Source organism: Streptomyces sp. ISL-99, assembly GCF_018614005.1.
Classification (GTDB): domain Bacteria; phylum Actinomycetota; class Actinomycetes; order Streptomycetales; family Streptomycetaceae; genus Streptomyces; species Streptomyces flavidovirens.
Window position 1 is genome coordinate 84,988 of the sequence record NZ_JAGGPC010000057.1, and the last position, 25,331, is coordinate 110,318.

Below are 25,331 nucleotides of genomic sequence, written 5' to 3' on the forward strand. Positions count from 1 at the left end.
GTGCACGATGGGGGACATGTCCAGGACTGCGCTCGACTCCTTCTCCCCCGCGACCCGCGGCTGGTTCACGGGGGCCTTCAGCGCGCCCACCGCGGCGCAGGAAGGTGCCTGGCAGGCCATCTCGGAGGGCTCCGACGTCCTGGTCGTGGCCCCGACCGGCTCCGGAAAGACCCTGGCCGCGTTCCTCGCCGCCCTCGACAACCTGGCGTCCAAGCCCCCGCCCGCCGACCCGAAGAAGCGCTGCCGGGTGCTGTACGTATCGCCGCTCAAGGCTCTCGCTGTCGACGTCGAGCGCAACCTCCGCAGCCCGCTCACCGGCATCCGCCAGGAGGCCGTACGCCTGGGGCTGACCGAACCCGACGTGCGGGTCGGCATCCGCTCCGGCGACACCCCGGCCAACGAGCGGCGGTCACTGGCGACGAAGCCGCCGGACATCCTCATCACCACACCCGAGTCGCTGTTCCTGATGCTCACGTCCGCCACCCGCGACGCCCTGGCCGGCATCGAGACGGTGATCCTGGACGAGGTGCACGCCGTCGCGGGGACCAAGCGCGGCGCGCATCTCGCCGTATCCCTGGAGCGGCTGGACGAGCTGCTGCCGCGGCCCGCCCGCCGGATCGGCCTGTCGGCGACGGTACGGCCGGTGGACGAGGTCGCCCGCTTCCTCTCCCCCCAGCGGCAGGCCGCCATCGTCCAGCCGCCTTCGGGCAAGGAGTTCGACCTGTCGGTGGTCGTCCCCGTGGAGGATCTCGGCGAGCTGGGCGGCGCCCCCGCCAAGGGGGACGACGCGGGTGACAAGCCGTCGATCTGGCCGCATGTGGAAGAGCGCATCGCCGACCTCGTCCAGGCCCACCGCTCGACGATCGTCTTCGTGAACTCCCGTCGTCTCGCCGAGCGCCTGTGCAACCGGCTCAACGAGATCGCGTACGAACGGGCCACCGGCGAACCTCTCCCCGATGGCCACTCCCCCGCCGAACTCATGGCGCAGGCGGGCGCCGCCAAGGGCGCCCCGCCGCTGCTCGCCCGCGCCCACCACGGCTCGGTCTCCAAGGAACAGCGTGCCCAGGTCGAGGAAGACCTGAAGGCCGGCCGGCTGCCCGCCGTAGTCGCGACCTCCAGCCTGGAGCTGGGCATCGACATGGGCGCGGTGGATCTCGTCGTCCAGGTCGAGTCACCTCCGTCCGTCGCCTCCGGCCTCCAGCGCGTCGGCCGCGCCGGGCACCAGGTCGGCGCGGTCTCCACCGGCGTCGTCTTCCCGAAGTACCGGGGCGACCTCGTCCAGTCGGCCGTCGTCACCGAGCGCATGCGCAGCGGCTCCATCGAGGCGCTGCGCGTTCCCGCCAACCCGCTCGACGTCCTGGCCCAGCAGCTCGTCGCCATGGTCGCCCTCGACACCTGGCAGGCCGACGACCTGCTCGCCGTCGTCCGCCGCGCGGCGCCCTTCGCCTCGCTCCCCGAGTCCGCGTTCACCGCGGTCCTCGACATGCTCGCGGGCCGCTACCCCTCCGACGCCTTCGCCGAGCTCCGCCCCCGCGTCGTCTGGGACCGCATCGCCGGTACGGTCACGGGCCGCCCCGGTGCGCAGCGCCTCGCCGTCACCTCCGGCGGCACGATCCCCGACCGCGGGCTCTTCGGTGTCTTCCTGGCCGGAGCCGACCCCAAGCGGGGCGGTGGCCGTGTCGGTGAGCTCGACGAGGAGATGGTCTACGAATCCCGGGTGGGCGATGTCTTCACCCTCGGCACCACCTCGTGGCGCATCGAGGACATCACCCGCGACAGGGTGCTGGTCTCCCCCGCCCCCGGCGTACCGGGCCGGCTGCCCTTCTGGAAGGGGGACCAGCTGGGCCGCCCCCTCGAACTGGGCCGCGCGCTCGGCGCGTTCGTCCGCGAGGTCGGCTCCCTCACGCCCGAGGACGCCCGGCTGCGGCTGACGGCGGCCGGACTCGACGCCTGGGCCGCGGACAACGTCCTGTCGTACCTCGACGAGCAGCGCCGCGCCGCCGGTCACGTCCCCGACGACCGCACCATCGTCGTGGAGCGCTTCCGTGACGAGCTGGGCGACTGGCGCGTCGTCATCCACTCCCCCTTCGGCGCCCAGGTGCACGCCCCCTGGGCGCTCGCCCTCGGCAGCCGCCTGACCGAGCGGTACGGCATGGACGCCCAGGTCATGCACGCCGACGACGGCATTGTGCTGCGCCTGCCGGACGCCGACCTGATGGGCTTCGACCTCCTCGGCGAAGAGCCGTCCCGGCAGGGCACGGAGTTCGACAGCGACCAGGCCCCGCTCGGCGCCGCCGACGTCGCGTTCGACAAGGGCGAGGTCAACCAGATCGTCACCGACCAGGTCGGCGGCTCGGCGCTGTTCGCCGCCCGCTTCCGCGAGTGCGCCGCCCGCGCGCTGCTGCTGCCGCGCCGCAGTCCGGGCAAGCGCACCCCGCTGTGGCAGCAGCGTCAGCGTGCTTCCCAGCTGCTCCAGGTCGCCTCGGAGTTCGGCTCGTTCCCGATCGTCCTCGAAGCCGTGCGGGAGTGCCTCCAGGACGTCTTCGACGTACCCGGGCTCACCGAGCTCATGGGCGACATCGAGTCCCGCCGCGTCCGGCTCGTCGAGGTCACCACCCCCGAGCCGTCCCCGTTCGCCCGCTCCCTCCTCTTCGGTTACGTCGCCCAGTTCCTGTACGAGGGCGACTCGCCCCTCGCCGAGCGGCGCGCCGCCGCGCTCTCCCTGGACTCCCGGCTCCTGGCCGAGCTGCTCGGCCAGGCGGAGCTGCGCGAGCTGCTCGACGCCGACGTCCTGACCGAGCTGGAGCAGGAGCTCCAGTGGCTGACCGAAGACCGTCGTATCAAGGACATCGAGGGCGTCGCCGACCTCCTGCGGGTCCTGGGCCCGCTCACCGGCACGGAGCTGGAGGCGCGCGGCGCCGAACCAGGGTGGGCAGAGGCGCTGTCGACCGCCCGCCGGGCCATCCGGGTCCGTATCGCGGGGGCCGACCACTGGGCGGCCGTCGAGGACGCCGGCCGGCTGCGCGACGCGCTGGGCACCGCGCTCCCCGTCGGCGTACCGGAAGCGTTCACCGAGCCCGTCAAGGACCCGCTCGGCGATCTCCTGGCCCGTTTCGCCCGCACCCACGGCCCCTTCACGTCCGCCACGGCCGCCGCCCGGTTCGGCCTGGGCGCGGCGGTGACGGACGGCGCCCTGCAACGCCTCACCGCGAACGGCCGGGTCGTACAGGGCGAGTTCCATCCCGCCGGCATCGGCCAGGAATGGTGCGACGCGACGGTACTGCGCCGCCTCCGGCGCCGGTCCCTCGCCGCCCTGCGCCATGAGCTCGAACCGGTTCCGCCCGCCGCCCTCGCCACGTTCCTGCCCCAGTGGCAGCACCTGGGCAGCAGCAGCCTGCGGGGCATTGACGGACTGGTGCGCGCCGTGGAGCAGTTGCAGGGCGCCTCAGCCCCCGCGTCCGCGCTGGAAAAGCTGGTCCTCCCGTCCCGCGTCGTGGGCTACTCACCCGCGATGCTCGACGAGCTCACCACCACCGGCGAGGTCCTCTGGGCCGGATCGGGTGCCTTGCCGGGCAAGGACGGCTGGGTATCCCTCTACCTCGCCGACGCGGCGCCCCTGCTCCTCCCACAGCCGTACCCCCTCGAACTGACCGCGCTGCACGAGTCCGTCCTCACCACCCTCTCCGGTGGGTACGGTCTCTTCTTCCGCCAGATCGCCGACCAGGTCCGCGCCACCACCCACCCCGACTGCACGGATCCCCAACTGGCCGACGTTCTGTGGGACCTGGCCTGGTCAGGGCGCCTCACCAACGACACCCTCGCGCCCCTGCGCTCCCTTCTGGGCTCGGGCCGTACGGCGGGCTCCACCGCCCACCGCGCCAAACGCACGGTCCCGCGCGGGCGGTACGGCACCCTCAGTGCGGCCGCCCGCCCCGCCTCCCGCACCGGCCCGCCCACGGTCTCCGGCCGCTGGTCCCTGCTCCCCGCCCACGAACCTGACCCGACCCACCGCGCCCACGCGCTCGCCCGCACCCTGCTCGACCGGCACGGTGTGGTCACGCGCGGCGCGGTCGCCGCCGAAGGGGTCGAGGGCGGCTTCTCGGCGACGTACCGCATCCTGGCCGCGTTCGAGGACAGCGGGCAGGCGCGCCGCGGTTACGTCGTGGAGGGCCTCGGCGCCGCCCAGTTCGCGATGGACGGCGCGGTCGACCGCCTGCGCGCGGCTGCCACCGCGCGCGAGCGCGCGGAAACCGATTCCCCGAACCGCGCGGTGGTCCTTGCCGCCGCCGACCCCGCCAACGCGTACGGCGCGGCTCTGCCCTGGCCGGAACCGCCCTCCGACGCCGGCCACAAACCCGGCCGCAAGGCCGGGGCCCTGGTCGTCCTCGTCGACGGCGAGCTGACCCTCTACATGGAGCGCGGCGGCAAGACCCTGCTGGCGTGGCCCACCGCCCCGAACGACCCGTCGGCCTCCGACCCCCGCCTCACCGCGGCGGCCGAAGCCCTGGCGGCGGCGGCCAGACAAGGCGCTCTGGGCACGGTCACCGTGGAACGCACCAACGGCGCCCCCGCCCTGACCTCCCCTCTGGGCAAAACCCTCGAAGCAGCGGGCTTCCACCCCACTCCCCGCGGCCTCCGCCTCCGCCCGTGAGCCCGCCGCCCCAGCGACCACCTGCACGGCAGCCCGCATACGGGCCTCACCCGGCGCCCCGGCCCAGTGCGCACCGCCACCGACCCGTTTTGAGCCCGGCCGGCGATTGAGGCCTTCGGGAAGGGGCGGGGGGGGGGGGAAGAAACAAGCCGGGCACGCCCGGTCCCAGCCCCGCCCCCGCCCCCTCCACCGCATCATGGACCCATGCCCGAAGGAGACTCCGTCTGGCAGGCCGCCCAGCTCCTGCACACCGCCCTCGCCGGACACACCCTCACCCGCGCCGACCTCCGCGTCCCCCGGTTCGCCACCGCCGACCTGACCGGCCGCACCGTCCTGGACGTCGCCCCTCGCGGCAAGCACCTCCTCGCCCGCATCGAGGGCGGTCTCACGCTCCACTCCCACCTCGGCATGGACGGCGCCTGGAAGATCTACGCCCCCGCCGAACGATGGCGCGGCGGCCCCGCCCACCAGATCCGCGCCATCCTCGGCACCGCAGACCACACGGCCGTGGGCTACCGCCTTCCCGTACTCGAACTCATCCGGACCGAGGACGAAGCCCAGGCTGTCGGCCACCTCGGCCCCGACCTCCTGGGCCCGGACTGGGACGCCGAAGAAGCACTCCGCCGCCTCCTCGCAGCCCCCGACCGCCCCCTCGGTGAAGCCCTCCTCGACCAGCGCAACCTCGCCGGCATCGGCAACATCTACAAGTCGGAGCTGTGCTTCTTCGCCCGCGCCACCCCCTGGCTGCCCATCGGCGAACTTCCCGCCCCCGAACGCCTGGTCGCCGCCGCCAAACGCCTCCTGGACGCCAACCGCGACCGCCTCGGCCGCCGCACCACCCTCCGCGAACGCGCGCCCACCCCGCTCCTCTACGTGTACGGACGCGCCGGCCGCCCCTGCCTGCGCTGCGGCGCCACGATCCGCCACGCCGACCAGGGCGACGGCAGCCGTCTCCGCCCCACCTACTGGTGCCCACGCTGCCAGTCGGGCCCGCCCCCCTGAGAGAGAGGCACCACCCGCCCGGCGCTCCACACACCAGCCCACCAGTTGACGCCCCGTCAGCTACGGCCGTACCGTCCCCGCATGCCCCTCAAGGCGTACGACCTCACCGGCCGCACCGCACTCGTCACCGGCGCCGCGAGCGGCATAGGCCAGGCGAGCGCACTGCTCCTCGCCGAAGCCGGCGCCACCGTCCACTGCGCGGACCGCGACGAGAACGGCCTGCACGAGACCACCGCCCTGATCACCAGGGCAGGCGGCACCGCCCATCCCCACCCCCTGGACGTCACGGACCGCGCCCGGCTCGCTGAGGCGGTCGCCGCGGCCGGCCGGGTCGACATCCTCGCGGCCATCGCCGGAATCATGCACCGCAGCACCGTCCTGGAGACCCGCGACGAGGACCTCGACCGCGTCCTGGCGGTCAATTTCAAGGGCGTTCTGTACGCCTGCCAGGAGGCGGCCCGCGCCATGATCGCGGCCGGGACCCCCGGCAGCATCATCACCATGGCGTCGGGCGCGGTGGACGCGGCGAACGCCGGTCTGCTCTGCTACAGCACGGCCAAGGCAGCCGTCGTACAGCTCACCAGGACGCTCGCCACGGAGCTCGGCCCCCACTCCATCCGCGTGAACGCCGTAGCCCCCGGCTGGATCCGCACCCCCATGACCGACCGCCACGACGCGGCGCTCCAGGACCGGGCCGAGGCCGCCCTGGTCCACGCGTCCCCGCTCGGCCGCGTCGGCGCGCCCGAGGACGTCGCGCACGCCGTCCTCCACCTGGCGTCGGACGCCTCCGCCTTCACGACGGGCCAGATCCTCCGACCGAACGGCGGCGTCGCAATGCCCTGGTAGCCCGACGCCACCATGCCCCCGGCACTACGCCCCCCGCCGCCCAGCCCCACGCCTCCGCGCCCCCCACCGCCACGCCCCGCCGGCCCCCCGCCACAGCGCCCCCGCAAGCCGGGCCCCGGCGCCCCCCTCCCCGCCCGGTGTACGCCCGCGCCTCCGCCGGCGCCCCGAACCCACCCCGGCCGCAGCCTCCGACACCACATGAACCGGCAGCAGGCTCAGCCCCCAGCCGCCCGCCGCCACCGCACCCTCCACCACTCCAGTCCGCTCCGGCATCAGCACAAGCCGCAGTGCGGCGCACCACCACACCGCGCCCAGCACCAACGCCGACACCCGCACCGCACCGCGTCGTCCCCAGAAGTCACGCCATGCCATGGCTGCCTCCTCCGGCCGACGCTAGGCGGGCCCCATGACACGGCGGGAGGGCGCACCGGAAGCACACTCCGGCGCACCCGCCCGCACCAGACACCGCACGCGCTCGCGCAGCCCGCTCGCCTGCGCTCGCCCTACGCGCTCTCGGCCTGGAACATCCACGCGTGCTTCTCAAGATCCGCCGTGAGCCCGATGATGATGTCCTGGGTCACCGGATCCGGCTCGGCGGTCACCTGGATCCGCTCGCGCATCCGCCCGACCACGACACCGAGCGCGTCCACCAGGATCCGTACCGCGTCCACATCCTTGATCCACCCCGACGGAACCTCCCGGATCGCCGTCGCACGCGCCACGCTCGCGGACCGCCCGTCCGGATTGACGCCCAGGGCCGATGCCCGCTCAGCCACCGAATCCGAGTGCAGCCTCGCCGAGGCGACCACGTCGTCGAGCTGCAGATGTACGGACCGGAAGCGCGGCCCCACCACATTCCAGTGGACCTGCTTGGCCACCAGCGAGAGATCCACCAGGTCCACGAGCGCGCCCTGCAAGGCCTCACCCACCGCCTTGAGATCCGCCTCGGGCAGGGTGCTCTTCACGACAGACATCCGTTTTCCTCCTCGGGAACCGGCCTTTCACCGTTCCCACCACCATGGCACATACGACCCAAAACGGTCATAGGAGGGCATGAAAGAGCCCCGGCGGTCCCTCAGGACCACCGGGGCTCCCCCACAAGCTCTGAATCAGCTCTGGATCAGCTCTGAATCGCCGCAATCAGGCGGCGACCACGTCCACCGCTTCGGCGGGTGCCTTGATCGTCACCCGCTCCGGTGGCACACCTGCCACCGACGTCACCGAAACGGAATTGAGCATCGGGCGTACCGGTGGACGCACCGGCTCGCTCGCAGCCGACTCCGCCAGCTCAGCCAGCGACAACTCATCACTCACTTCGCGCATGAGCTCGGACATCCGTACGTCAAGCGCGTCGCAGATAGCGGAGAGCAGCTCGGAGGATGCCTCCTTCTGCCCCCGCTCCACCTCGGATAGATAGCCGAGTGAGACTCGGGCGGACGAGGAGACTTCGCGCAGAGTACGGCCCTGGCGCTGGCGCTGCCGACGCAGCACGTCACCCAGCAGGCGACGGAGCAGAATCATCGGTGGCTCCCTCCTCGGACCGCGTAGCCGCATCCTTCACGCCCCACCGTACCGCCTCGCGCTGCGGCCGTGCGGGGAGCGATGTCGTGTTCACTCAGGGCTGCAAACATCAATTCCCCCCGTTCTGTTCCGTATCCTGTGCCCGCGCATTTTCGTTCAGTTCGCCGAAGAGCAGGGTCAGCGCGCTTCGTACACTCTCCATACGGATTACCGCCCGGTCTCCGTTCAACCTCAACCGGGCCACTTTCCCGGCCCCGTCCGGCCCCGCGACTGCCACGAAAACCGTCCCGACGGGCTGCCCGTCCTGGGCCTCGGGCCCCGCGACACCCGTGGTCGCGATGCCCCACCCGGCTCCGAGTACGCGCCGTACCCCTGCCGCCATCTGCCGCGCGACCTCCGGGTCCACGGCCCCGCGCTGCTCCAGAAGTGCCGCGTCGACCCTGAGAATGTCCCGCTTCAGCTCTGTGGCGTACGCCGTGACAGCCCCGCGGAAGGCCCGCGAGGCTCCTGGCACGGCGGTGAGCTCAGCGGCCAGCAGACCGCCGGTGAGGGATTCGGCGACGGCGAGCGTCTCGCCCCGTGCCGCCAGCACCTCCAGCACCTCAGCGGCACCACTCACATCTTCACCAGCCCCACCCGTCACCGTGACGACTCCGCCGCGATCCCGGCCCGCCGCAGCACCACGGCCTGCCGCACATAGTCAAGACCGGTCACCACGGTCAGCACGACCGCCGCCGCCATCACCCAGAACCGCAGCGTCGCGAGCGGCCCCGTCAGCGCCAGCACGTACATCCCGACCGCCACACCCTGCATGAGCGTCTTCATCTTGCCGCCGCGGCTGGCCGGAATGACTCCGTGCCTGATCACCCAGAAGCGCAGCACCGTGATGCCCAGCTCCCGGAAGAGGATGACGCCCGTCACCCACCACGGCAGATCCCCGAGCGCCGACAGGCAGATCAGCGCCGCGCCCATGATCGCCTTGTCGGCGATCGGGTCGGCGATCTTCCCGAAGTCGGTGACGAGGTTGTACGTACGGGCCAGATGTCCGTCGAAGATGTCCGTGATCATGGCGACGGCGAAGGCCGCCCACGCCCATGCGCGCCAGGCCGGGTCGTACCCGCCGTCCTGAAGCATGAGCATCACGAAGCCGGGCACCAGCACCAGCCGCATCATGGTGAGGATGTTGGCGATGTTCCAGAGGCTGGCCTGATTGACGGCCGCAGCGCCCAGCTTCCCGCCGGGCGCCGGCTTGGCGCCGGTTCCACCCGCAGCGGATGCCGGGACTCCGGTCATCTGCCTGCCTCCTCGTCGGGGGTCTGGGGGTCGCCTCCCAGAATCTCGCAGGGTTCCGCCACCAGGTCCACGCCCTCGGTCCCGACGACCTTCGCGACGACCATACGGCCGACGGTCAGCCCCTGGCCCGAGGTGAACAGCACCTGGCCGTCCGTCTCGGGCGCCTGGTGCGCCGCCCGGCCCACCGCGCCGTCCTCACCGTCCACCGACTCGACCAGCACCTCGACCGTCTCCCCGAGCCGTTCCTCGGCCCGCTGGGCGGTCAGCTCGTCCGCGAGCCGCGAGATGTGCTCCAGCCGCTCGGCGATGACGTCGGCGTCCAGCTTGTTGTCGTACGTGACGGCCTCGGTGCCCTCCTCGTCGGAGTACCCGAAGACGCCGATCGCATCCAGTCTCGCACCCGTGAGGAAACGCTCCAGCTCGCCGAGGTCCGCCTCGCTCTCGCCGGGGAACCCGACGATGAAGTTGGACCGCACGCCGGCCTGCGGCGCCTTGCTGCGGATCGTCTCCAGCAGCTCCAGGAAGCGGTCGGTGTCACCGAAGCGCCGCATCGAGCGCAGCACACCCGCCGCCGAGTGCTGGAAGGACAGGTCGAAGTACGGCGCGATCTTCGGCGTGGACGTCAGTACGTCGATGAGTCCCGGCCGCATCTCCGCGGGCTGCAGGTAGCTCACCCGTACCCGCTCGATGCCGTCGACCTCCGCGAGCTCCGGCAGCAGCGTCTCCAGGAGACGGATGTCGCCGAGGTCCTTGCCGTACGACGTGTTGTTCTCGGAGACCAGCATGATCTCCTTGACGCCCTGCTCGGCCAGCCAGCGCGTCTCCCCCAGCACGTCCGACGGACGCCGCGAGATGAACGATCCGCGGAACGACGGGATGGCGCAGAAGGAACACCTGCGGTCACACCCGGACGCGAGCTTCACGGAGGCGACGGGGCTGTTCCCGAGCCGCTGCCGCAGCGGCGCACGCGGCCCGGAAGCCGGCGCGAGCCCCTCGGGCAGATCCTCGGGAGGCGTGTCCTGGGCGTGCCCGGGAAGCGCCACATCGGAGGCGCTGGAGGCGTCCTGGCGCTGCGCGGGGCTGATGGGAAGCAGCTTGCGCCGGTCGCGCGGGGTGTGGGAGGCGTGGATGCCGCCGTTGAGGATGGTCTGGAGGCGGTCGGAGATGTCGGCGTAGTCGTCGAATCCGAGTACGCCGTCGGCCTCGGGCAGCGCTTCCTGGAGTTCCTTGCCGTACCGCTCGGCCATGCAGCCCACGGCGACGACGGCCTGGGTCTTGCCGTGATCCTTCAGATCGTTGGCTTCCAGCAGGGCATCGACGGAGTCCTTCTTGGCGGCTTCGACGAATCCGCAGGTGTTGACGACGGCGACGTCCGCGTCCGAGGCGTCCTCGACGAGCTGCCAGCCGTCCGCTGCCAAGCGGCCTGCCAGCTCCTCCGAGTCCACCTCATTACGGGCGCAGCCAAGAGTGACAAGGGCGACGGTGCGGCGTTCGGGCATGGACTCAAGACTACTTTGTCCCGGCGCGCGCCCCCGCCGCGAGGGGTTCCACGGGGACCGGCGCCCCCGTGTCCGGCCTCACCGGCCCGCCCCGGGCCGGTGAGGGCCTCCCAGGTCAGCCGACCTCCGGGTCACCCTTCGTGTACGTCAGCCGCTCGACCTGTCCCGCCTGGAACTCGTCGCCGACCTCCTTGCCGTTCACGAAGAGCTGCATCGCCCCGGCGTCACCCAGCACAAGCTCGATCTTCTCCTTGTCGGTGAAGGTCTTGGACTCGCCCTTGAGCAGCAGGCCGTCGAAGAGCAGCCTGCCGTTGTGGTCCTTCGCCGAGATCCAGCTCTTGCGGTCCCTGGCGGTGAGAGCGACTGTCACCTGGTCCTGCGGGACCGCCGCGATGGCACTGTCCGACGGGTCGGGCTTGGGGTCGACGGGCTTGGTCGTGGTGGGCTTGGCCGGCTTCGAGGTGGTGGGCTCGGAACCCGCGACCTCCCTGGCACCGCCGCTGCCGTCGTTGCCGTTGAAGAGCGTGAAACCGACGAAGCCGACGACGGCGACGATCGCGGCGACCATGGCCGCGGTCCAGTTGGGGCGGCGGGCCTCCGGACGGATCCGTTCCGCCTCGAAGAGCGGCGCCGCGGGCGTGGGCGCGGGGCGTCCGCCGTGCTCGTCGTCGTACTGCGCGACCAGCGCGTCCGGATCGATCCCGACGGCGCGTGCGAGCGTACGGATGTGTCCGCGTGCGTACACATCCCCGCCGCAGCGGCTGAAGTCGTCCTGTTCGATCGCGTGCACGATGGGGATGCGCACCCGGGTCGAGCCGCTGACCTCGTCGACCGTCAGACCCGCGTCCACGCGGGCCTGCTGGAGAGCGCGTCCGATCGAGGGCCGGTCGTCTTCGAACGAAGGCCGGTCGTCTTCGGGAGAGTTGCCGATGGACACGGGGGCGCCTTTCGAGCGTGAGCCACCTGCTGGATGTTCAGTCTAGGGGTGGTACGAAAGCGTGAGGCAACTGGGAGGGCGGACTTTGTACGCCATCAGAACCGCTCGCGGAACCGCCCGGCAGCCCGATGGTGACATCATCTGTCTCCCCCTCCCTCAACTGGACGTACGAACAAGGGAAACGGTTGCTCGCCGTTCTCTTACGGGTGAGAATCTCCCCGGATCATAGCGAGCATTTCATCCAATTCGTCCGGTTTCACCAGTACATCGCGCGCCTTCGATCCCTCACTCGGCCCCACGATGTTCCGAGATTCCATCAGATCCATAAGCCTGCCCGCCTTTGCGAAACCGACACGCAATTTCCGCTGGAGCATCGACGTCGAGCCGAACTGCGTGGACACCACGAGCTCGGCGGCCTGGCACAGAAGGTCCAGGTCGTCACCGATATCCTCGTCGATTTCCTTCTTCTTCGCCGTCCCGACCACGACGTCGTCCCGGAAGACCGGCGCCATCTGGTCCTTGCAGTGCTGGACGATCGCCGCGACCTCGTCCTCCGTGACGAACGCGCCCTGCATACGGGTCGGCTTGTTCGCACCCATCGGCAGGAAGAGACCGTCGCCCTTGCCGATCAGCTTCTCGGCGCCCGGCTGGTCGAGGATGACCCGGCTGTCCGCGAGCGAGGAGGTCGCGAAGGCGAGCCGCGAAGGCACATTCGCCTTGATCAGACCGGTGACGACGTCCACGGAGGGCCGCTGGGTGGCGAGCACCAGATGGATACCCGCAGCGCGGGCCAACTGGGTGATACGGACGATGGAGTCCTCGACATCACGCGGCGCGACCATCATCAGGTCCGCGAGCTCGTCGACGATGACCAGCAGGTACGGATACGGCGACAGCTCCCGCTCGCTGCCCTCCGGCGGCTTCACCTTGCCGCTGCGCACCGCCTGGTTGAAATCGTCGATGTGCCGGTAGCCGTACGCCGCCAGGTCGTCGTAGCGCAGGTCCATCTCCCGTACGACCCACTGCAGGGCCTCGGCGGCCCGCTTGGGGTTGGTGATGATCGGCGTGATGAGGTGCGGGATCCCCTCGTACGCCGTGAGTTCGACCCGCTTCGGGTCGACCAGCACCATCCGCACGTCCTCGGGGGTCGCCCGCACCATGACCGAAGTGATCAGGCAGTTGATGCAGGACGACTTGCCCGACCCGGTGGCGCCCGCGACGAGCACGTGCGGCATCTTCGCGAGGTTCGCCATCTCGTAGCCGCCCTCGACGTTCTTGCCGAGCGCGACGAGCATCGGATGGTCGTCCTCGGCGGCGTCCGCGAGCCGCAGCACATCGCCCAGCTTGACCATCTCGCGGTCACTGTTGGGAATCTCGATGCCGACGGCGGACTTGCCGGGGATCGGGCTGATGATGCGTACGTCGGGACTGGCGACGGCGTACGCGATGTTCTTGGCGAGCGCCGTGATCCGCTCGACCTTGACGGCCGGGCCCAGCTCCACCTCGTACCGCGTGACCGTCGGCCCACGGGTGAAGCCGGTGACGGCGGCGTCGACCTTGAACTCCGTGAAGACGTTCGTCAGTGAGGCGACGACGGCGTCGTTGGCGGCGCTGCGCGTCTTGCCGGGCCCGCCGCGCTCCAGGAGGTCCAGGGAGGGCAGGGAGTAGGTGATGTCGCCGGCGAGCTGAAGCTGCTCGGCGCGGGGCGGCAACGGCTGGGACACCTCGGGCTGTGCCTTGGTCAGATCGGCCACCTTCGACCCGGACGCGGCACCCGCCCCAGCCGCGGCAGCGGGCGTGGGCTCCGGCTTCCCGGCGCCCTCGCGTGCGGGCGGCACGGCGGCCGGACGCCCGGTGGAGACACCCTGGGTCAGATCTGCCACGAGCGCCGAGGGCGGCAGCCCGTTCAGTACGGCGCCGTCCAGCGCGGCAGCGGCGGCGGCGGCGAAGTCCACGGGGTCCATGGCGCGACCGGGCACCGGCGCGGGCGCGGGCTGCGCGGCGGACCTGCGGGGCCTGCGGCGCCGGGTGAGCGCCTCCTCCTCCGCGACGTCCGGGTCGTATTCAGCGGGAGCCGGGCCCCGGCGCGCGGACGAGCGACGCCCGCCGGCCGGAAGCGCCTCACGCCACTGCTCCTCGTACCGCTCGTCGTCCTCGAACTCGTACTCCTCCGGCGGCGCCGCGAGAATCCCGAGCATGACTCCGAGCTGCCGCAGCCGCTCCGGGATGGCGTTGACCGGCGTGGCGGTGACGACCAGCAGCCCGAAGACGGTGAGCAGCAGCAGAAGCGGTACGGCGAGGACGCTGCCCATGGTGAAGACCAGCGGTGTGGAGGTGGCCCAGCCGATCAGGCCGCCCGCGTCCTGCAGCCCCTCGATGCCGTCGCCGCGCGCGGGCGACCCGCAGGCGATGTGGACCTGTCCGAGAACACCGACCACGAGGGCGGAGAGCCCGATGACGATGCGGCCGTTGGCCTCCGGCTTCTCCGGATGCAGGATGAGCCGTACGGCCACGGCGCCCAGCAGTATCGGCACCAGCAGGTCCAGCCGCCCGAAGGCGCCGGTCACCAGCATCTCGACGAGGTCGCCGACCGGGCCGCGCAACTGCGCCCACGTACCGGCGGCGACGATCAGCGCGAGGGCGAGCAGGAGCAGCGCGACGCCGTCCTTGCGGTGCGCCGGGTCGAGCCCCTTCGCGCCGCGCCCTATGCCGCGGAACAGCGCGCCCACACCGTGCGCCAGACCCAGCCAGAGAGCGCACACGAGCCGGTACACGCCGGCGGTGGGCGACGGCGCGGGCTTCGGTGCGGCCCTGGCAGCCGCCTTCTTCGCGGGCGCCTTCTTGACCGGCGCCTTCTTCACGGGCGCGGTCTTCTTCGCCGCCGCCGCGGTCTTCTTGGCGGGCGCCGCTTTCCTGGTGGCGCCGGTGGTACGGCCGGCGCGCGGCTTCGCGGTGCCCGCCGTGCCCTGGGAACCCTTGCCGGACGTACGTGAGGCCATGGTGGTGAGGTTACCGGTGCGAGCCGCGATGGACACGTGTGCCCACTGCTTCACCCGTTCGTGTCGTGCCCTGGTCGACAGAAAACTGACGCCGCCTCACGCGGGCGACGCAGTCCGCTCAGTACGTCCGGTCAGTACGTCCGGTCAGTGCTGCGAAGGGAACGGCGGCGCGGCGCCGTTGGTACCCGGTTCGAGCGCGTCGAGCGCCCGGCGCAGCCCGGTCAGCTTGCGCTCCAGGTGAGCCGCCGTGGCGACGGCCGCGGCGTCCGCGGACTCGTCGTCTAGCTGCTTGGAGAGCGCCTCGGCCTGCTCCTCAACGGCGGCGAGCCGCGCAAACAGTTCGGCGAGGAGCCCGGCGGGCTCCTTCGTGTCGCCCACACCGCCCGCCTGGCCGCCGCCCTCCAGCTGGAGGCGCAGCAGCGCGGCCTGCTCGCGCAGTTGGCAGTTCTTCATGTACAGCTCGACGAAGACGGAGACCTTGGCGCGCAGCACCCACGGGTCGAACGGCTTCGAGATGTAGTCCACCGCGCCGGCCGCGTAACCCCGGAAGGTGTGGTGCGGCCCGTGGTTGATGGCGGTGAGAAAGATGATCGGGATGTCCCGGGTCCGTTCTCGCCGCTTGATGTGCGCGGCGGTCTCGAAACCGTCCATTCCGGGCATCTGTACGTCCAGCAGAATGACCGCGAAGTCGTCCGTCAGCAGCGCTTTGAGCGCTTCCTCCCCTGACGATGCCCGTACCAGTGTCTGATCGAGCGCAGAGAGGATGGCCTCCAGCGCCAACAGATTCTCCGGCCGGTCATCGACCAGGAGGATCTTGGCCTTCTGCACCATGGCCCGCCCTCCTCGCCCCGGCAGTGCACCGGGCGCCGCCCCAGGGGACGACTCTCTTGCGTCGCCCGTCCTTGTGCCGGTCATGGTAGCCGCACCCCGCCTGTCGCCACACCCTGTCACCGCGATGTCACTGTGCACGTAGCAAAAACGCGGTGGGAGACCAGAAGGTTCCCCGAATACCGCAGACTCACACACCTTCGGCCACAGTCAGTCAGCAACCTGCCGGATTCGCACAGCCTACGATCACTCCCCACGCATCCACTGATCCATCACAGAGAGCAGATGGTCGGGATCGACCGGCTTCGTGACGTAGTCGGAAGCGCCGGACTCGATGGCCTTCTCCCGGTCGCCCTTCATCGCCTTCGCCGTCAGTGCGATGATCGGCAGTCCCGCGAACTGCGGCATCCTGCGGATCGCCGTCGTCGTGGCGTAGCCGTCCATCTCCGGCATCATGATGTCCATCAGTACGACCGTCACATCGTCGTGCTGCTCCAGGACTTCGATGCCCTCCCGCCCGTTCTCGGCGTACAGCACGGAGAGCCCGTGCTGCTCCAGCACGCTGGTGAGCGCGAAGACGTTGCGGATGTCGTCGTCGACGATCAGCACCTTCTCGTTGGAGAACATGATGCCGCGACGCGGCTCCGGTGCCGCCTCCTGCCCCCTCCCGGACCACGACTCCTCGGCAGCCGCCTGTGTCTCCGGCGCGCCGGAGGGCTGACCGGCCGCCTGGCCCGGCAGCGCGGTCCGCTGGTCACGGCCGCTCACCGCCCTGCGACGGCGCCGGAACAGCCCGGCGGGGCCGGTCTGCGGGTCCGAGGGCAGCCGGGCGGGCCCGGTGTCGGCCGGCGGCGCGACCTCCGCCGCCGAGGCGTCGTCCGGGGCGCTCCCGCGCAGCGGCTCCATGCCACCGGGAGTGAGCTGCGGGTACCCCTGCGGCGGCAGTTCGCTCGGGTGCAGCGGCAGGTAGAGCGTGAACGTCGACCCGCGGCCCGGCTCGCTCGCCGCGTGGATCTCGCCGCCCAGCAGCCGGGCGATCTCCCGGCTGATGGACAGCCCCAGGCCCGTGCCTCCGTACTTCCTGCTGGTCGTCCCGTCGGCCTGCTTGAACGCCTCGAAGATCACCCGCATCTTGCTGGCCGCGATCCCGATGCCGGTGTCGGTCACCGAGAAGGCGATGAGGTCGGCGTCCGCGTCGCGCAGTGAGCCGGCCTCCAGCAGCTGCTCACGGATGGCGTCCGGTACGTCGGTCCTGGCCGGCCGGATGACGAGCTCCACGGCCCCGCTGTCGGTGAACTTCACCGCGTTGGACAGGAGGTTGCGCAGGACCTGCAACAGCCGCTGCTCGTCCGTGTGCAGCGTCGCGGGCAGCTCCGGGGACACCCGTACCGAGAAGTCGAGTCCCTTCTCCGCGGTGAGCGGCCTGAAGGTCGCCTCCACATAGTCCACGAGCTGGACCAGCGCGATCCGGGTCGGGCTGACGTCCATCTTGCCCGCCTCGACCTTCGACAGGTCCAGGATGTCGTTGATCAGCTGGAGCAGGTCGGAACCCGCCCCGTGGATCGTCTCGGCGAACTCCACCTGCTTCGGCGAGAGGTTGCCCTCGGCGTTGTCGGCGAGCAGCTTCGCGAGGATGAGGAGCGAGTTGAGCGGCGTACGCAGCTCGTGCGACATGTTCGCCAGGAACTCGGACTTGTAGCGCATCGAGACCGCGAGCTGCTCGGCGCGCTCCTCCAGGACCTGCCTGGCCTCTTCGATCTCGGTGTTCTTCACCTCGATGTCGCGGTTCTGCTGGGCCAGCAGCTCGGCCTTCTCCTCCAGTTCGGCATTGGACTCCTGAAGGGCCTTCTGCCGGTTCTCCAACTCCGCCGACCGCTCACGCAGTTGCTCGGTCAGCTCCTGCGACTGCTCCAGCAGCACCTCGGTCTTCGTATTGACGCTGATGGTGTTGACGCTCGTCGCGATCATCTCGGCGATCTGGTTGAGGAAGTCCTTCTGGATCTGCGTGAAGGGCTGGAAGGACGCCAGCTCGATCACACCGAGGACCTTCCCCTCGAAGAGCACCGGCAGCACGATCACATGTGCGGGCGGTGCCTCGCCGAGACCGGAGGAGATCTTCAGATAGCCCGGCGGCACGTTGTCCACCAGGATCGTGCGCTTCTCCTCCGCCGCCGTGCCGATGAGCGTCTCACCGGGCTTGAAGGACGTCGGCATGGAGCCCGCCGAGTAGCCGTAGCTCCCGCGCATGCGCAGCTCGTACGGACTGTCCTCGTCCGCGCCGACCTCGGTGCTGCCGCGCGTCGTCAGGGCCAGGAAGAACGCGCCGTGCTGAGCCGAGACCACCGGCGTGAGCTCGCTCATGATCAGCGAAGCCACGTCGTCGAGATCGCGGCGGCCCTGCATCAGACCCGAGATACGGGCCAGGTTGCCCTTGAGCCAGTCCTGTTCCTTGTTGGCGAGGGTGGTGTCGCGCAGGTTGGCGATCATCGTGTTGATGTTGTCCTGGAGGACCTGGATCTCGCCCGCGGCATCGACGTCGATCTTGAGATTGAGGTCACCGCGGGTCACCGCCGTGGCCACGGCCGCGATGGCGCGCACCTGCCGGGTCAGGTTCCCGGCCATCTCGTTCACGGACTCCGTCAGGTCACGCCAGGTGCCGTCCACATCGCGTACGCGCGCCTGGCCGCCCAGGATGCCCTCGGTGCCCACCTCGCGGGCGACCCGGGTCACCTGGTCGGCGAAGGACGACAGCTGGTCCACCATCGTGTTGATGGTGGTCTTGAGCTCCAGGATCTCGCCGCGCGCGTCGATGTCGATCTTCTTGGTCAGGTCGCCCTTGGCGATGGCCGTGGTGACCATCGCGATCTGACGGACCTGTCCGGTCAGGTTGGACGCCATCGAGTTCACCGACTCGGTGAGGTCCTTCCACGTACCGGAGACACCGGGGACGCGCGCCTGGCCGCCCAGTTCACCTTCCGTACCCACCTCGCGGGCGACCCGCGTGACCTCGTCGGCGAACGACGACAGCGTCGTCACCATGGTGTTGACGGTGTCGGCGAGCTGCGCGACCTCGCCGCGCGCCTCGACCGTCACCTTCTTCGTCAGGTCACCATTGGCGACCGCCGCCGAGACCTGCGAGATGTTCCGCACCTGAGACGTCAGGTTGTTGGCCATCAGGTTGACGTTGTCGCTGAGGTCCTTCCAGATGCCGGTGACGCCGCGTACGCGCGCCTGGCCACCGAGGATGCCCTCGGTACCCACCTCACGCGCGACTCTCGTCACCTCGTCGGCGAACGACGACAGCTGGTCCACCATCGTGTTGACGGTGGTCACCAGCTCCAGGATCTCGCCCTTGGCATCGACGGTGATCTTCTTCGACAGGTCGCCCTTGGCGACCGCCGTCGTCACCTCGGCGATGTTGCGGACCTGCGAGGTCAGGTTGTTGGCCATGGAGTTGACGGACTGGGTGAGGTCCTTCCACGTACCGCTGACGCCCTGCACCTCGGCCTGGCCGCCGAGCATGCCCTCGGTGCCCACCTCACGGGCCACCCGGGTCACCTGCTCCGCGAAGTTCGACAGCTGGTCCACCATCGTGTTGAGGGTGTTCTTCAGCTCCAGGATCTCGCCGCGCGCGTCCACGTCGATCTTCTGCGACAGATCACCACGGGCCACCGCCGTCGCGACCTGCGCGATGTTACGGACCTGGGCGGTGAGGTTCCCGGCCATGCCGTTCACCGAGTCGGTCAGATCGCGCCATACGCCGGCCACGCCCGGCACCTGCGCCTGGCCGCCGAGCCGGCCGTCCGTACCCACCTCGCGGGCGACCCGCGTCACCTGGTCGGCGAACGACGACAGCTGGTCCACCATCGTGTTGATGGTGTTCTTGAGCTCCAGGATCTCGCCGCGCGCGTCCACGTCGATCTTCTGGGACAGGTCACCACGGGCCACCGCCGTCGTCACCTGGGCGATCTGACGTACCTGCGAGGTCAGGTTCCCCGCCATGAAGTTGACGGAGTCGGTGAGTTCCTTCCACGTACCGCTGACGCCGTCCACCCGCGCCTGACCGCCGAGGCGGCCCTCCGTACCCACGTCACGCGCCATCCGCGTCACCTGGTCGGCGAACGACGACAGCTGGTCGACCATCGTGTTCACGGTGTTCTTCAGCTCCAGCATCTCGCCGGAGACGTCCACCGTGACCTTCTGCGACAGATCACCGTTGGCGACCGCCGTGGTGACCTGGGCGATGTTGCGCACCTGCCCGGTCAGGTTCCGGAAGGCCGTGTTGACCGAGTCCGTCAGGTCCTTCCACGTCCCCGCCGCGCCCGGCACCTGCGCCTGGCCGCCCAGCAGACCCTCGACGCCGACCTCGCGCGCCACTCGCGTCACTTCGGAACCGAAGGACTGGAGCTGGTCCACCATCGTGTTGACGGTGTTCTTGAGCTCCAGCATCTCGCCCGCGACGTCGACGGTGACCTTCTGCGTCATGTCACCGTTGGCCACCGCCGTCGTGACCTGCGCGATGTCCCGCACCTGTGTCGTGAGATTCCGGAAGACCGTGTTGACGGAGTCCGTCAGGTCCTTCCACGTGCCCGCCGCGCCCGGCACCTGCGCCTGGCCGCCGAGCAGACCCTCGCCGCCGACCTCGCTCGCCACGCGCGTGACCTCGTCCGCGAACGTCCGCAGCGTCTCGGTCATCTGGTTGATCGTCTCGGCGAGCTGCGCGACCTCACCGCGCGCGCTCACCGTGACCTTCCGCGACAGATCACCGTTGGCGACCGCCGTCGTCACCTCGGCGATCCCGCGCACCTGCGCGGTCAGGTTCCCCGCCATCAGGTTGACCGAGTCCGTCAGGTCCTTCCATACGCCGGCGACCCCTGGCACCTGCGCCTGCCCGCCCAGCTCGCCCTCCGTACCGACCTCGCGCGCGACGCGGGTCACCTCGGAGGAGAAGGAGGACAGCTGGTCGACCATCGTGTTGACGGTGTTTTTCAGCTGAAGCATCTCGCCGGCCACATGCACGGTGACCTTGCGTGACAGATCGCCCTTGGCGACCGCCGTCGTAACGAGAGCAATGTCACGCACCTGAGCCGTGAGCCGGTACGCCATGGTGTTGACCGAATCCGTCAGGTCTTTCCATGAACCGGACATACCACGCACCTGGGCCTGCCCGCCCAGCTTGCCCTCGGTACCCACCTCGAGCGCGACCCGCGTCACCTCGTCAGTGAACGCCGACAGCTGGTCGACCAGGTTGTTGACCGTACGCCCGACCTTCAGGAATTCGCCGCGCAGCGGATGCCCCGCGCCCTCCGCGCCGTCGCCCCCCTGCGTCCGCAGCTCCATCCGCTGGTCGAGGTCGCCGTCCGCCACCGCGGACAGCACCCGTCCCACCTCGGAAACAGGCCGTGCGAGGTCGTCGACCAGGGCGTTCGACGCGTCGATCGCGGTGGCCCAAGAGCCCTCGCAGGCCCCCGTCTCCAGCCTCTCGGCCAGCTTTCCCTCGCGTCCGACCATCCGCCGCACCCGGGCGATCTCACCGGTCAGATGCAGGTTCCGGTCGGCCACCTCGTTGAAGACAGCGGCGATCTCGGCCATCACCCCGTCGCCCGACACCGTCAGGCGTTTGCGGAAATTGCCGTCCCGCATCGTCACAAGGGCCTGCAGCAGCCTGTTCAGGGCCGCTGTGTCCACTTCGGTTGTCCCGTTGTTCCGGGACCGTCCGCCTTTTGCGCGCGTGCTGGTGCTCCGCGCGGCTACGCCAGACTCCACCGTGTCCCTCCCGCAGGGGTCGACCGTACTCATCGGGCTTCGCCCGAAGCCTTCCCAGTGTTTCACCATGGCCGAACAAGGCCATAACAGTTCGGCAGCTTCGCACACCCCTCCCCGGACTCCGGGAGCGGAAACACTGGTAACCGGCATCCGCTCGGACGTGGAAGGTAAGTAACCTGGCTTCTGGCTGTCCAGCCGCCCCGGTCCGCCCGGCGGGGGCGGTGACGCGAGATCCACCACCGGGCACCGGAGGGGCGGGCCGATCATGGCAGAGCCGGGCGTCGAGACGCGTACGAGGAGTTCTGTGATCACCGCGCGGGCGGCTGCCAGCTTCGACCCTGTGGGACGGTCCGTCGCGACGGCCCGCGCCTTTGTCAGGGACACACTCCAGGGCTGGGGGTACGCCGACATCGTGGACGACGCCGTCGTCCTCACCAGCGAGCTCGTCACGAACGCGGTGGTGCACGCCGGCACCACCGCCGACGTGCTCTGTCTGCGTACGGACGACGGCGTCCGCGTCGAGGTCGGCGACCGCTACCCCGAACGCGAGGTCCCGCTCCAGGGCACGGCCCAGTCGTTCGGCAGCCCCGACCGCGAAGGCGGCCGCGGCCTGCTCCTGTGCGCGGCCATCGCCTCCCGCTGGGGCGTCGACTACGCGCCCACCCACAAACACGTCTGGTTCCAGCTCGACCTCCCCGAACGCCCGGTCGGCATCCGCTCAGCCGGCCCCGTACTCCCCGTCGAGCTCCTCCCGGTCGCCGACGGCCGCATCCGCGTCGCCGTCGTCCAGATCGACCGCTCCGGCGCCATCAACGCCTGGAACGAGGACGCCGAAGAGCTCTTCGGATACGCCGCCGACCAGGTCATCGGCAAGCAGCTCACCGACTTCGCCGCCTGGCCGCACACCCCCGGCATCGCCACCGGCATCGCGGACGCCCTCAAGCTCTCCCGCTGGGAAGGCAGCTACGGCGTCCGCGCCGCCGACGGCCGCACCGTCGCCGTCTACGCCTCCCACCTGCGCGTACGGGACACCTCCGGCGAGCCGTCCACCGTCTGCCTCCTCGTACGCGACTTCGAGCGCGCCGTGCTCCAGTCGCCTCAGCGCACCCCCAGCGACACCGCCAAGGGCTCGCTCTCCGAGGGCCGCACCACGGACCCCTTCGAGGTCTTCATCGGCTCCCCCGCCCCCGACGACCTCGACGGCCTCCTCCAGCGCACCGTCGAGCGCTCCCGCGACATGCTGGACGCCGACTCCGCGTTCCTCCTCCTCGCCACCGACGACGAGACGGAACTGGAGGTACGGGCCACCACCGGCCTCCCCTCCGCCCGCCAGCGCTTCGCCCGCGTCCCCGTGGAGGCCGGCACAGGCCGCTACGGCTCCGCCCGCATGCCCGCCGTCCACGACGACCTCACAGCCGTCCCAGGGGCCGTACCGCTCCTCAACGGCACCGGCATGCGCTCCGTCGTCACCGTCCCCCTCAAGGTCGAGGGCCGCCTCACCGGCTCCCTCGGCGTCGCCGCCGAAGCCCCCGGTCGCTACTCGAACGAAGAGGCCCTGCGCCTGCAGTTCGCCGCCGACCGCATCGCCCTCGCCGTCGAATCCGCCCGCCTCGGCGAGCTCGAACGCCTGCGCCGAGGCTCCCTGTCCTTCCTCGTCGAGGCCTCCGACCTCCTCGCCGGTACGCTCGACCGCGACCAGACCCTCGCCCTCATGGCACAGATGACGGTCCCCACCCTGGCCACCTGGTGCGCCGTCTACACCATCGCCGACCAGTCCTCCGAGCCGTACCTCTCGTTCGTGCTCCACGAGGACGAGGAGCGCATCGACGGCCTCAAGGCCCTCCTCTCCAAGATCGACCCGCCGGAGCCCGTCCCGGCCCCCGGCGCCCGCGTCTGGAACGCCCCCAGCGAAGCCGCCCACCAGGCAGCCCTCCGTACCTCGATGCGCAGCCTCGGCCTCGGCTCCACCCCTCACCTCGGCTCAGGCATCGGCACCACCCTCGCAACAGCGGCAGCAGTCGGCGGCGAGACCGTCGTGCTCCCCCTGGTCGCCCGCAACCGCGTCATCGGCATGCTGACCCTCGGCAAGCCCACCGACGACCACTTCCGCCAGGAGATCCTCGAACTCGCCGAGGACCTCTCCCGCCGCGCCGCGCTCGCCCTGGACAACTCACGCCTGTACTCCGAGCGCATGGCCATCAGCCAGTCCCTCCAGCGCAGCCTGCTCCCTCCGGAGCTTCCGCACGTCCCGAACGTCGAGGTGGAGGTCATCTACCGCGCCGCCGGCGAGGGCAACGAGGTCGGCGGCGACTTCTACGACCTCTTCCCGATCCGCGACGGCGCGTACGGCTTCGCCATCGGCGACGTCTGCGGTACGGGCCCCGAGGCGGCAGCGGTAACCGGCCTCGCCCGCCACGCCCTGCGCCTCCTCGCCCGCGAAGGCTTCGGCGGCCCCGCCGTCCTGGAGCGCCTCAACGCGGCGATCCTCGACGAGGGCGCCCGCAGCCGCTTCCTGACGCTCCTGTACGGCGAGCTGTGGCCCCAGGAGGACGGCAGCGCCATCCTGAAGGTCGTCTGCGCGGGCCACCCCCTCCCGCTGCGCCTGCGCCCGGACGGCACGGTCGAACCGGCAGCCGAACCCCAGCCGCTGCTCGGCGTCATGGAGGACCTGGAGCTGTACGAGCAGATGGTCACCCTCGACCCCGGCGACGTACTCCTGTGCGTCACCGACGGCGTCACCGAGCGCCGCGAGGGAACCCGCATGCTCGGCGACGACGGCCTGGCCGACGTCCTCGCCACCTGTACGGGCCTGACAGCCGGCGCCGTCGCCGCCCGCATCCTGCGCGCCGTGGAACGCTTCGCGGCGGAACCGGCCTCCGACGACATGGCCATCCTCGCCATGCGCGTACCGATGCCGCACAACCCGTAAGAGGTACGCGAAAGGCCCCCGCCAACCGGCGGGGGCCTTTCGTGTGTTGAGCCCCAATACGGAATCGAACCGTAGACCTTCTCCTTACCATGGAGACGCTCTACCGACTGAGCTATTGGGGCCTCTGCTGCGCTGCGGCAACGGAATAGATCATACCTGAATCCCAGCCGTGCTCCGAACCGGGTGACATGGCCGCCCCAGAAGCCGTCGTGAACGCGACCGACCTGATGGTGGAGTTCTTCGGCCTCCCACCCCAAACAAAGGTCCTAGAAGGCCGGTTGAAGGAGCCCGCCGAGCGCATTGCAGGACGCCACAACGCGCTGAAGATCACGGCGGGACAGCAAGCCACCAACGGGCAGCGCGAGCGTCTCATCGGCAGCACGCTCGGTCTCGGGCAGACAGACCTCCCGCCGGAAGGCGGGCAGCCGGTGTACGGGTGTCTGAACGGGTACCTGACAGTCCACCCCCTTGCGCCGCACAGCGCGGGCAAACGCATCGCGGTCGGGCCGCCCATTGCCCGGAACCCGGACGACGTACTGCTGATACGTATGCCCTGCGCACGCCTCGGGGGTCCGCACCCCGGTGAGCCGCCGGTCCAAATAAGCGGCGTGCACCTGCCGTTGAGCGAGCGCACTCTGCTCAAGGACGTCCCCTTCGCGGTGCTCCACCACCAGGAACCCCCGCCGCCGCCCGAGCTCCCGCACCGGGTTCACACCGGCCAGGTACCCGAATCGCGGTACGGCGACGATGGCGGCCGTACGCGACGTCACAGCAGCGTCGGCAGCGTCCGCATCAAGGCAGTAAGTGGCCCCGTCGATGTCCGCGAACACCGGCATGGCACCAACGGCCAGCACGGCCTCGGCCAGCTCGGCGTTCCCGTAGGCCGGCACGATGACCTCGTCGCCGGCACCGACACCCGCGGACTTCAGCATTCCGATCGTCCCCATGTCTTGGGATGCTGGTCGTACAACGTGAACACCAAGTAACAGGGCATAAAAAAACGCTGGTCCCCGAACCGAAGTTCAGGGACCAGCGTTGAATGATTGTTCGGCGGCGTCCT

14 protein-coding genes and 1 tRNA gene are annotated in these 25,331 nt (G+C 70.5%); 4 read left to right on the plus strand and 11 right to left on the minus strand.

Annotated features, from left to right (window positions below):
* The first annotated feature begins 16 nt into the window (after window positions 1–16).
* The 3 genes from J7E91_RS29715 to J7E91_RS29725 all read left to right on the plus strand — a co-directional run bounded on the left by J7E91_RS29715 (window position 17) and on the right by J7E91_RS29725 (window position 6,499).
* A complete protein-coding gene (locus tag J7E91_RS29715) occupies window positions 17–4,651 on the plus strand; it encodes an ATP-dependent helicase (RefSeq protein ID WP_214909803.1) in 4,635 nt (1,544 codons plus the stop codon).
* Window positions 4,652–4,855: 204 nt separating this feature from the next.
* Window positions 4,856–5,653, plus strand: coding sequence for an Fpg/Nei family DNA glycosylase (locus tag J7E91_RS29720; RefSeq protein WP_214909804.1), 798 nt, complete (start codon window positions 4,856–4,858; stop codon window positions 5,651–5,653).
* 81 nt (window positions 5,654–5,734) lie between these two features.
* Window positions 5,735–6,499: an SDR family NAD(P)-dependent oxidoreductase gene (locus J7E91_RS29725; RefSeq protein WP_214909805.1), complete on the plus strand. Its 765-nt coding sequence runs from the start codon at window positions 5,735–5,737 to the stop codon at window positions 6,497–6,499.
* Between the two features lie 503 nt (window positions 6,500–7,002).
* Here J7E91_RS29725 and J7E91_RS29730 read toward each other — a convergent pair.
* The 9 genes from J7E91_RS29730 to J7E91_RS29770 all read right to left on the minus strand — a co-directional run bounded on the left by J7E91_RS29730 (window position 7,003) and on the right by J7E91_RS29770 (window position 21,342).
* Window positions 7,003–7,473, minus strand: coding sequence for a Dps family protein (locus J7E91_RS29730; protein WP_214909806.1), 471 nt, complete (start codon window positions 7,471–7,473; stop codon window positions 7,003–7,005).
* Between the two features lie 166 nt (window positions 7,474–7,639).
* Window positions 7,640–8,020, minus strand: a complete 381-nt coding sequence (locus tag J7E91_RS29735; RefSeq protein WP_028814221.1) for a helix-turn-helix domain-containing protein — start codon at window positions 8,018–8,020, stop codon at window positions 7,640–7,642.
* Between the two features lie 109 nt (window positions 8,021–8,129).
* Entirely contained in the window at window positions 8,130–8,639 is a 510-nt protein-coding gene (locus J7E91_RS29740) for a CinA family protein (RefSeq protein WP_214909807.1), read from the minus strand.
* A 20-nt stretch (window positions 8,640–8,659) separates the two neighbouring features.
* Window positions 8,660–9,313 carry a CDP-diacylglycerol--glycerol-3-phosphate 3-phosphatidyltransferase gene (pgsA, locus tag J7E91_RS29745; RefSeq protein WP_028814223.1) on the minus strand — a complete coding sequence of 218 codons (654 nt, stop codon included), beginning with the start codon at window positions 9,311–9,313 and terminating at the stop codon, window positions 8,660–8,662.
* The gene (gene rimO / locus J7E91_RS29750) at window positions 9,310–10,812 is read right to left on the minus strand and encodes a 30S ribosomal protein S12 methylthiotransferase RimO (RefSeq protein ID WP_214909808.1); all 1,503 of its coding nucleotides are present in this window, start codon (window positions 10,810–10,812) and stop codon (window positions 9,310–9,312) included. Before rimO ends, pgsA begins: the two co-directional genes overlap by 4 nt.
* Before the next feature lie 115 nt (window positions 10,813–10,927).
* On the minus strand, window positions 10,928–11,749 hold the full coding sequence (locus tag J7E91_RS29755; RefSeq protein ID WP_214909809.1) for a helix-turn-helix domain-containing protein: 822 nt from the start codon (window positions 11,747–11,749) through the stop codon (window positions 10,928–10,930).
* A 200-nt stretch (window positions 11,750–11,949) separates the two neighbouring features.
* Window positions 11,950–14,748: a DNA translocase FtsK gene (locus J7E91_RS29760; protein ID WP_214909811.1), complete on the minus strand. Its 2,799-nt coding sequence runs from the start codon at window positions 14,746–14,748 to the stop codon at window positions 11,950–11,952.
* 144 nt (window positions 14,749–14,892) lie between these two features.
* A complete protein-coding gene (locus J7E91_RS29765; RefSeq protein WP_214909813.1) occupies window positions 14,893–15,579 on the minus strand; it encodes a two-component system response regulator in 687 nt (228 codons plus the stop codon).
* A 243-nt stretch (window positions 15,580–15,822) separates the two neighbouring features.
* Entirely contained in the window at window positions 15,823–21,342 is a 5,520-nt protein-coding gene (locus tag J7E91_RS29770; RefSeq protein WP_214909814.1) for a HAMP domain-containing protein, read from the minus strand.
* 265 nt (window positions 21,343–21,607) lie between these two features.
* Between J7E91_RS29770 and J7E91_RS29775 the strand changes: the two genes are divergently transcribed.
* Window positions 21,608–24,271 (plus strand): SpoIIE family protein phosphatase, encoded by a 2,664-nt coding sequence (locus J7E91_RS29775; RefSeq protein ID WP_037649643.1) that lies wholly within the window; start codon window positions 21,608–21,610, stop codon window positions 24,269–24,271.
* Window positions 24,272–24,320: 49 nt separating this feature from the next.
* Here J7E91_RS29775 and J7E91_RS29780 read toward each other — a convergent pair.
* Both J7E91_RS29780 and J7E91_RS29785 read right to left on the minus strand, forming a co-directional pair.
* Window positions 24,321–24,393 (minus strand) — tRNA-Thr (locus J7E91_RS29780).
* A gap of 144 nt (window positions 24,394–24,537) precedes the next feature.
* A complete protein-coding gene (locus J7E91_RS29785; protein WP_214909821.1) occupies window positions 24,538–25,203 on the minus strand; it encodes a DegT/DnrJ/EryC1/StrS family aminotransferase in 666 nt (221 codons plus the stop codon).
* Window positions 25,204–25,331 lie beyond the last annotated feature (128 nt).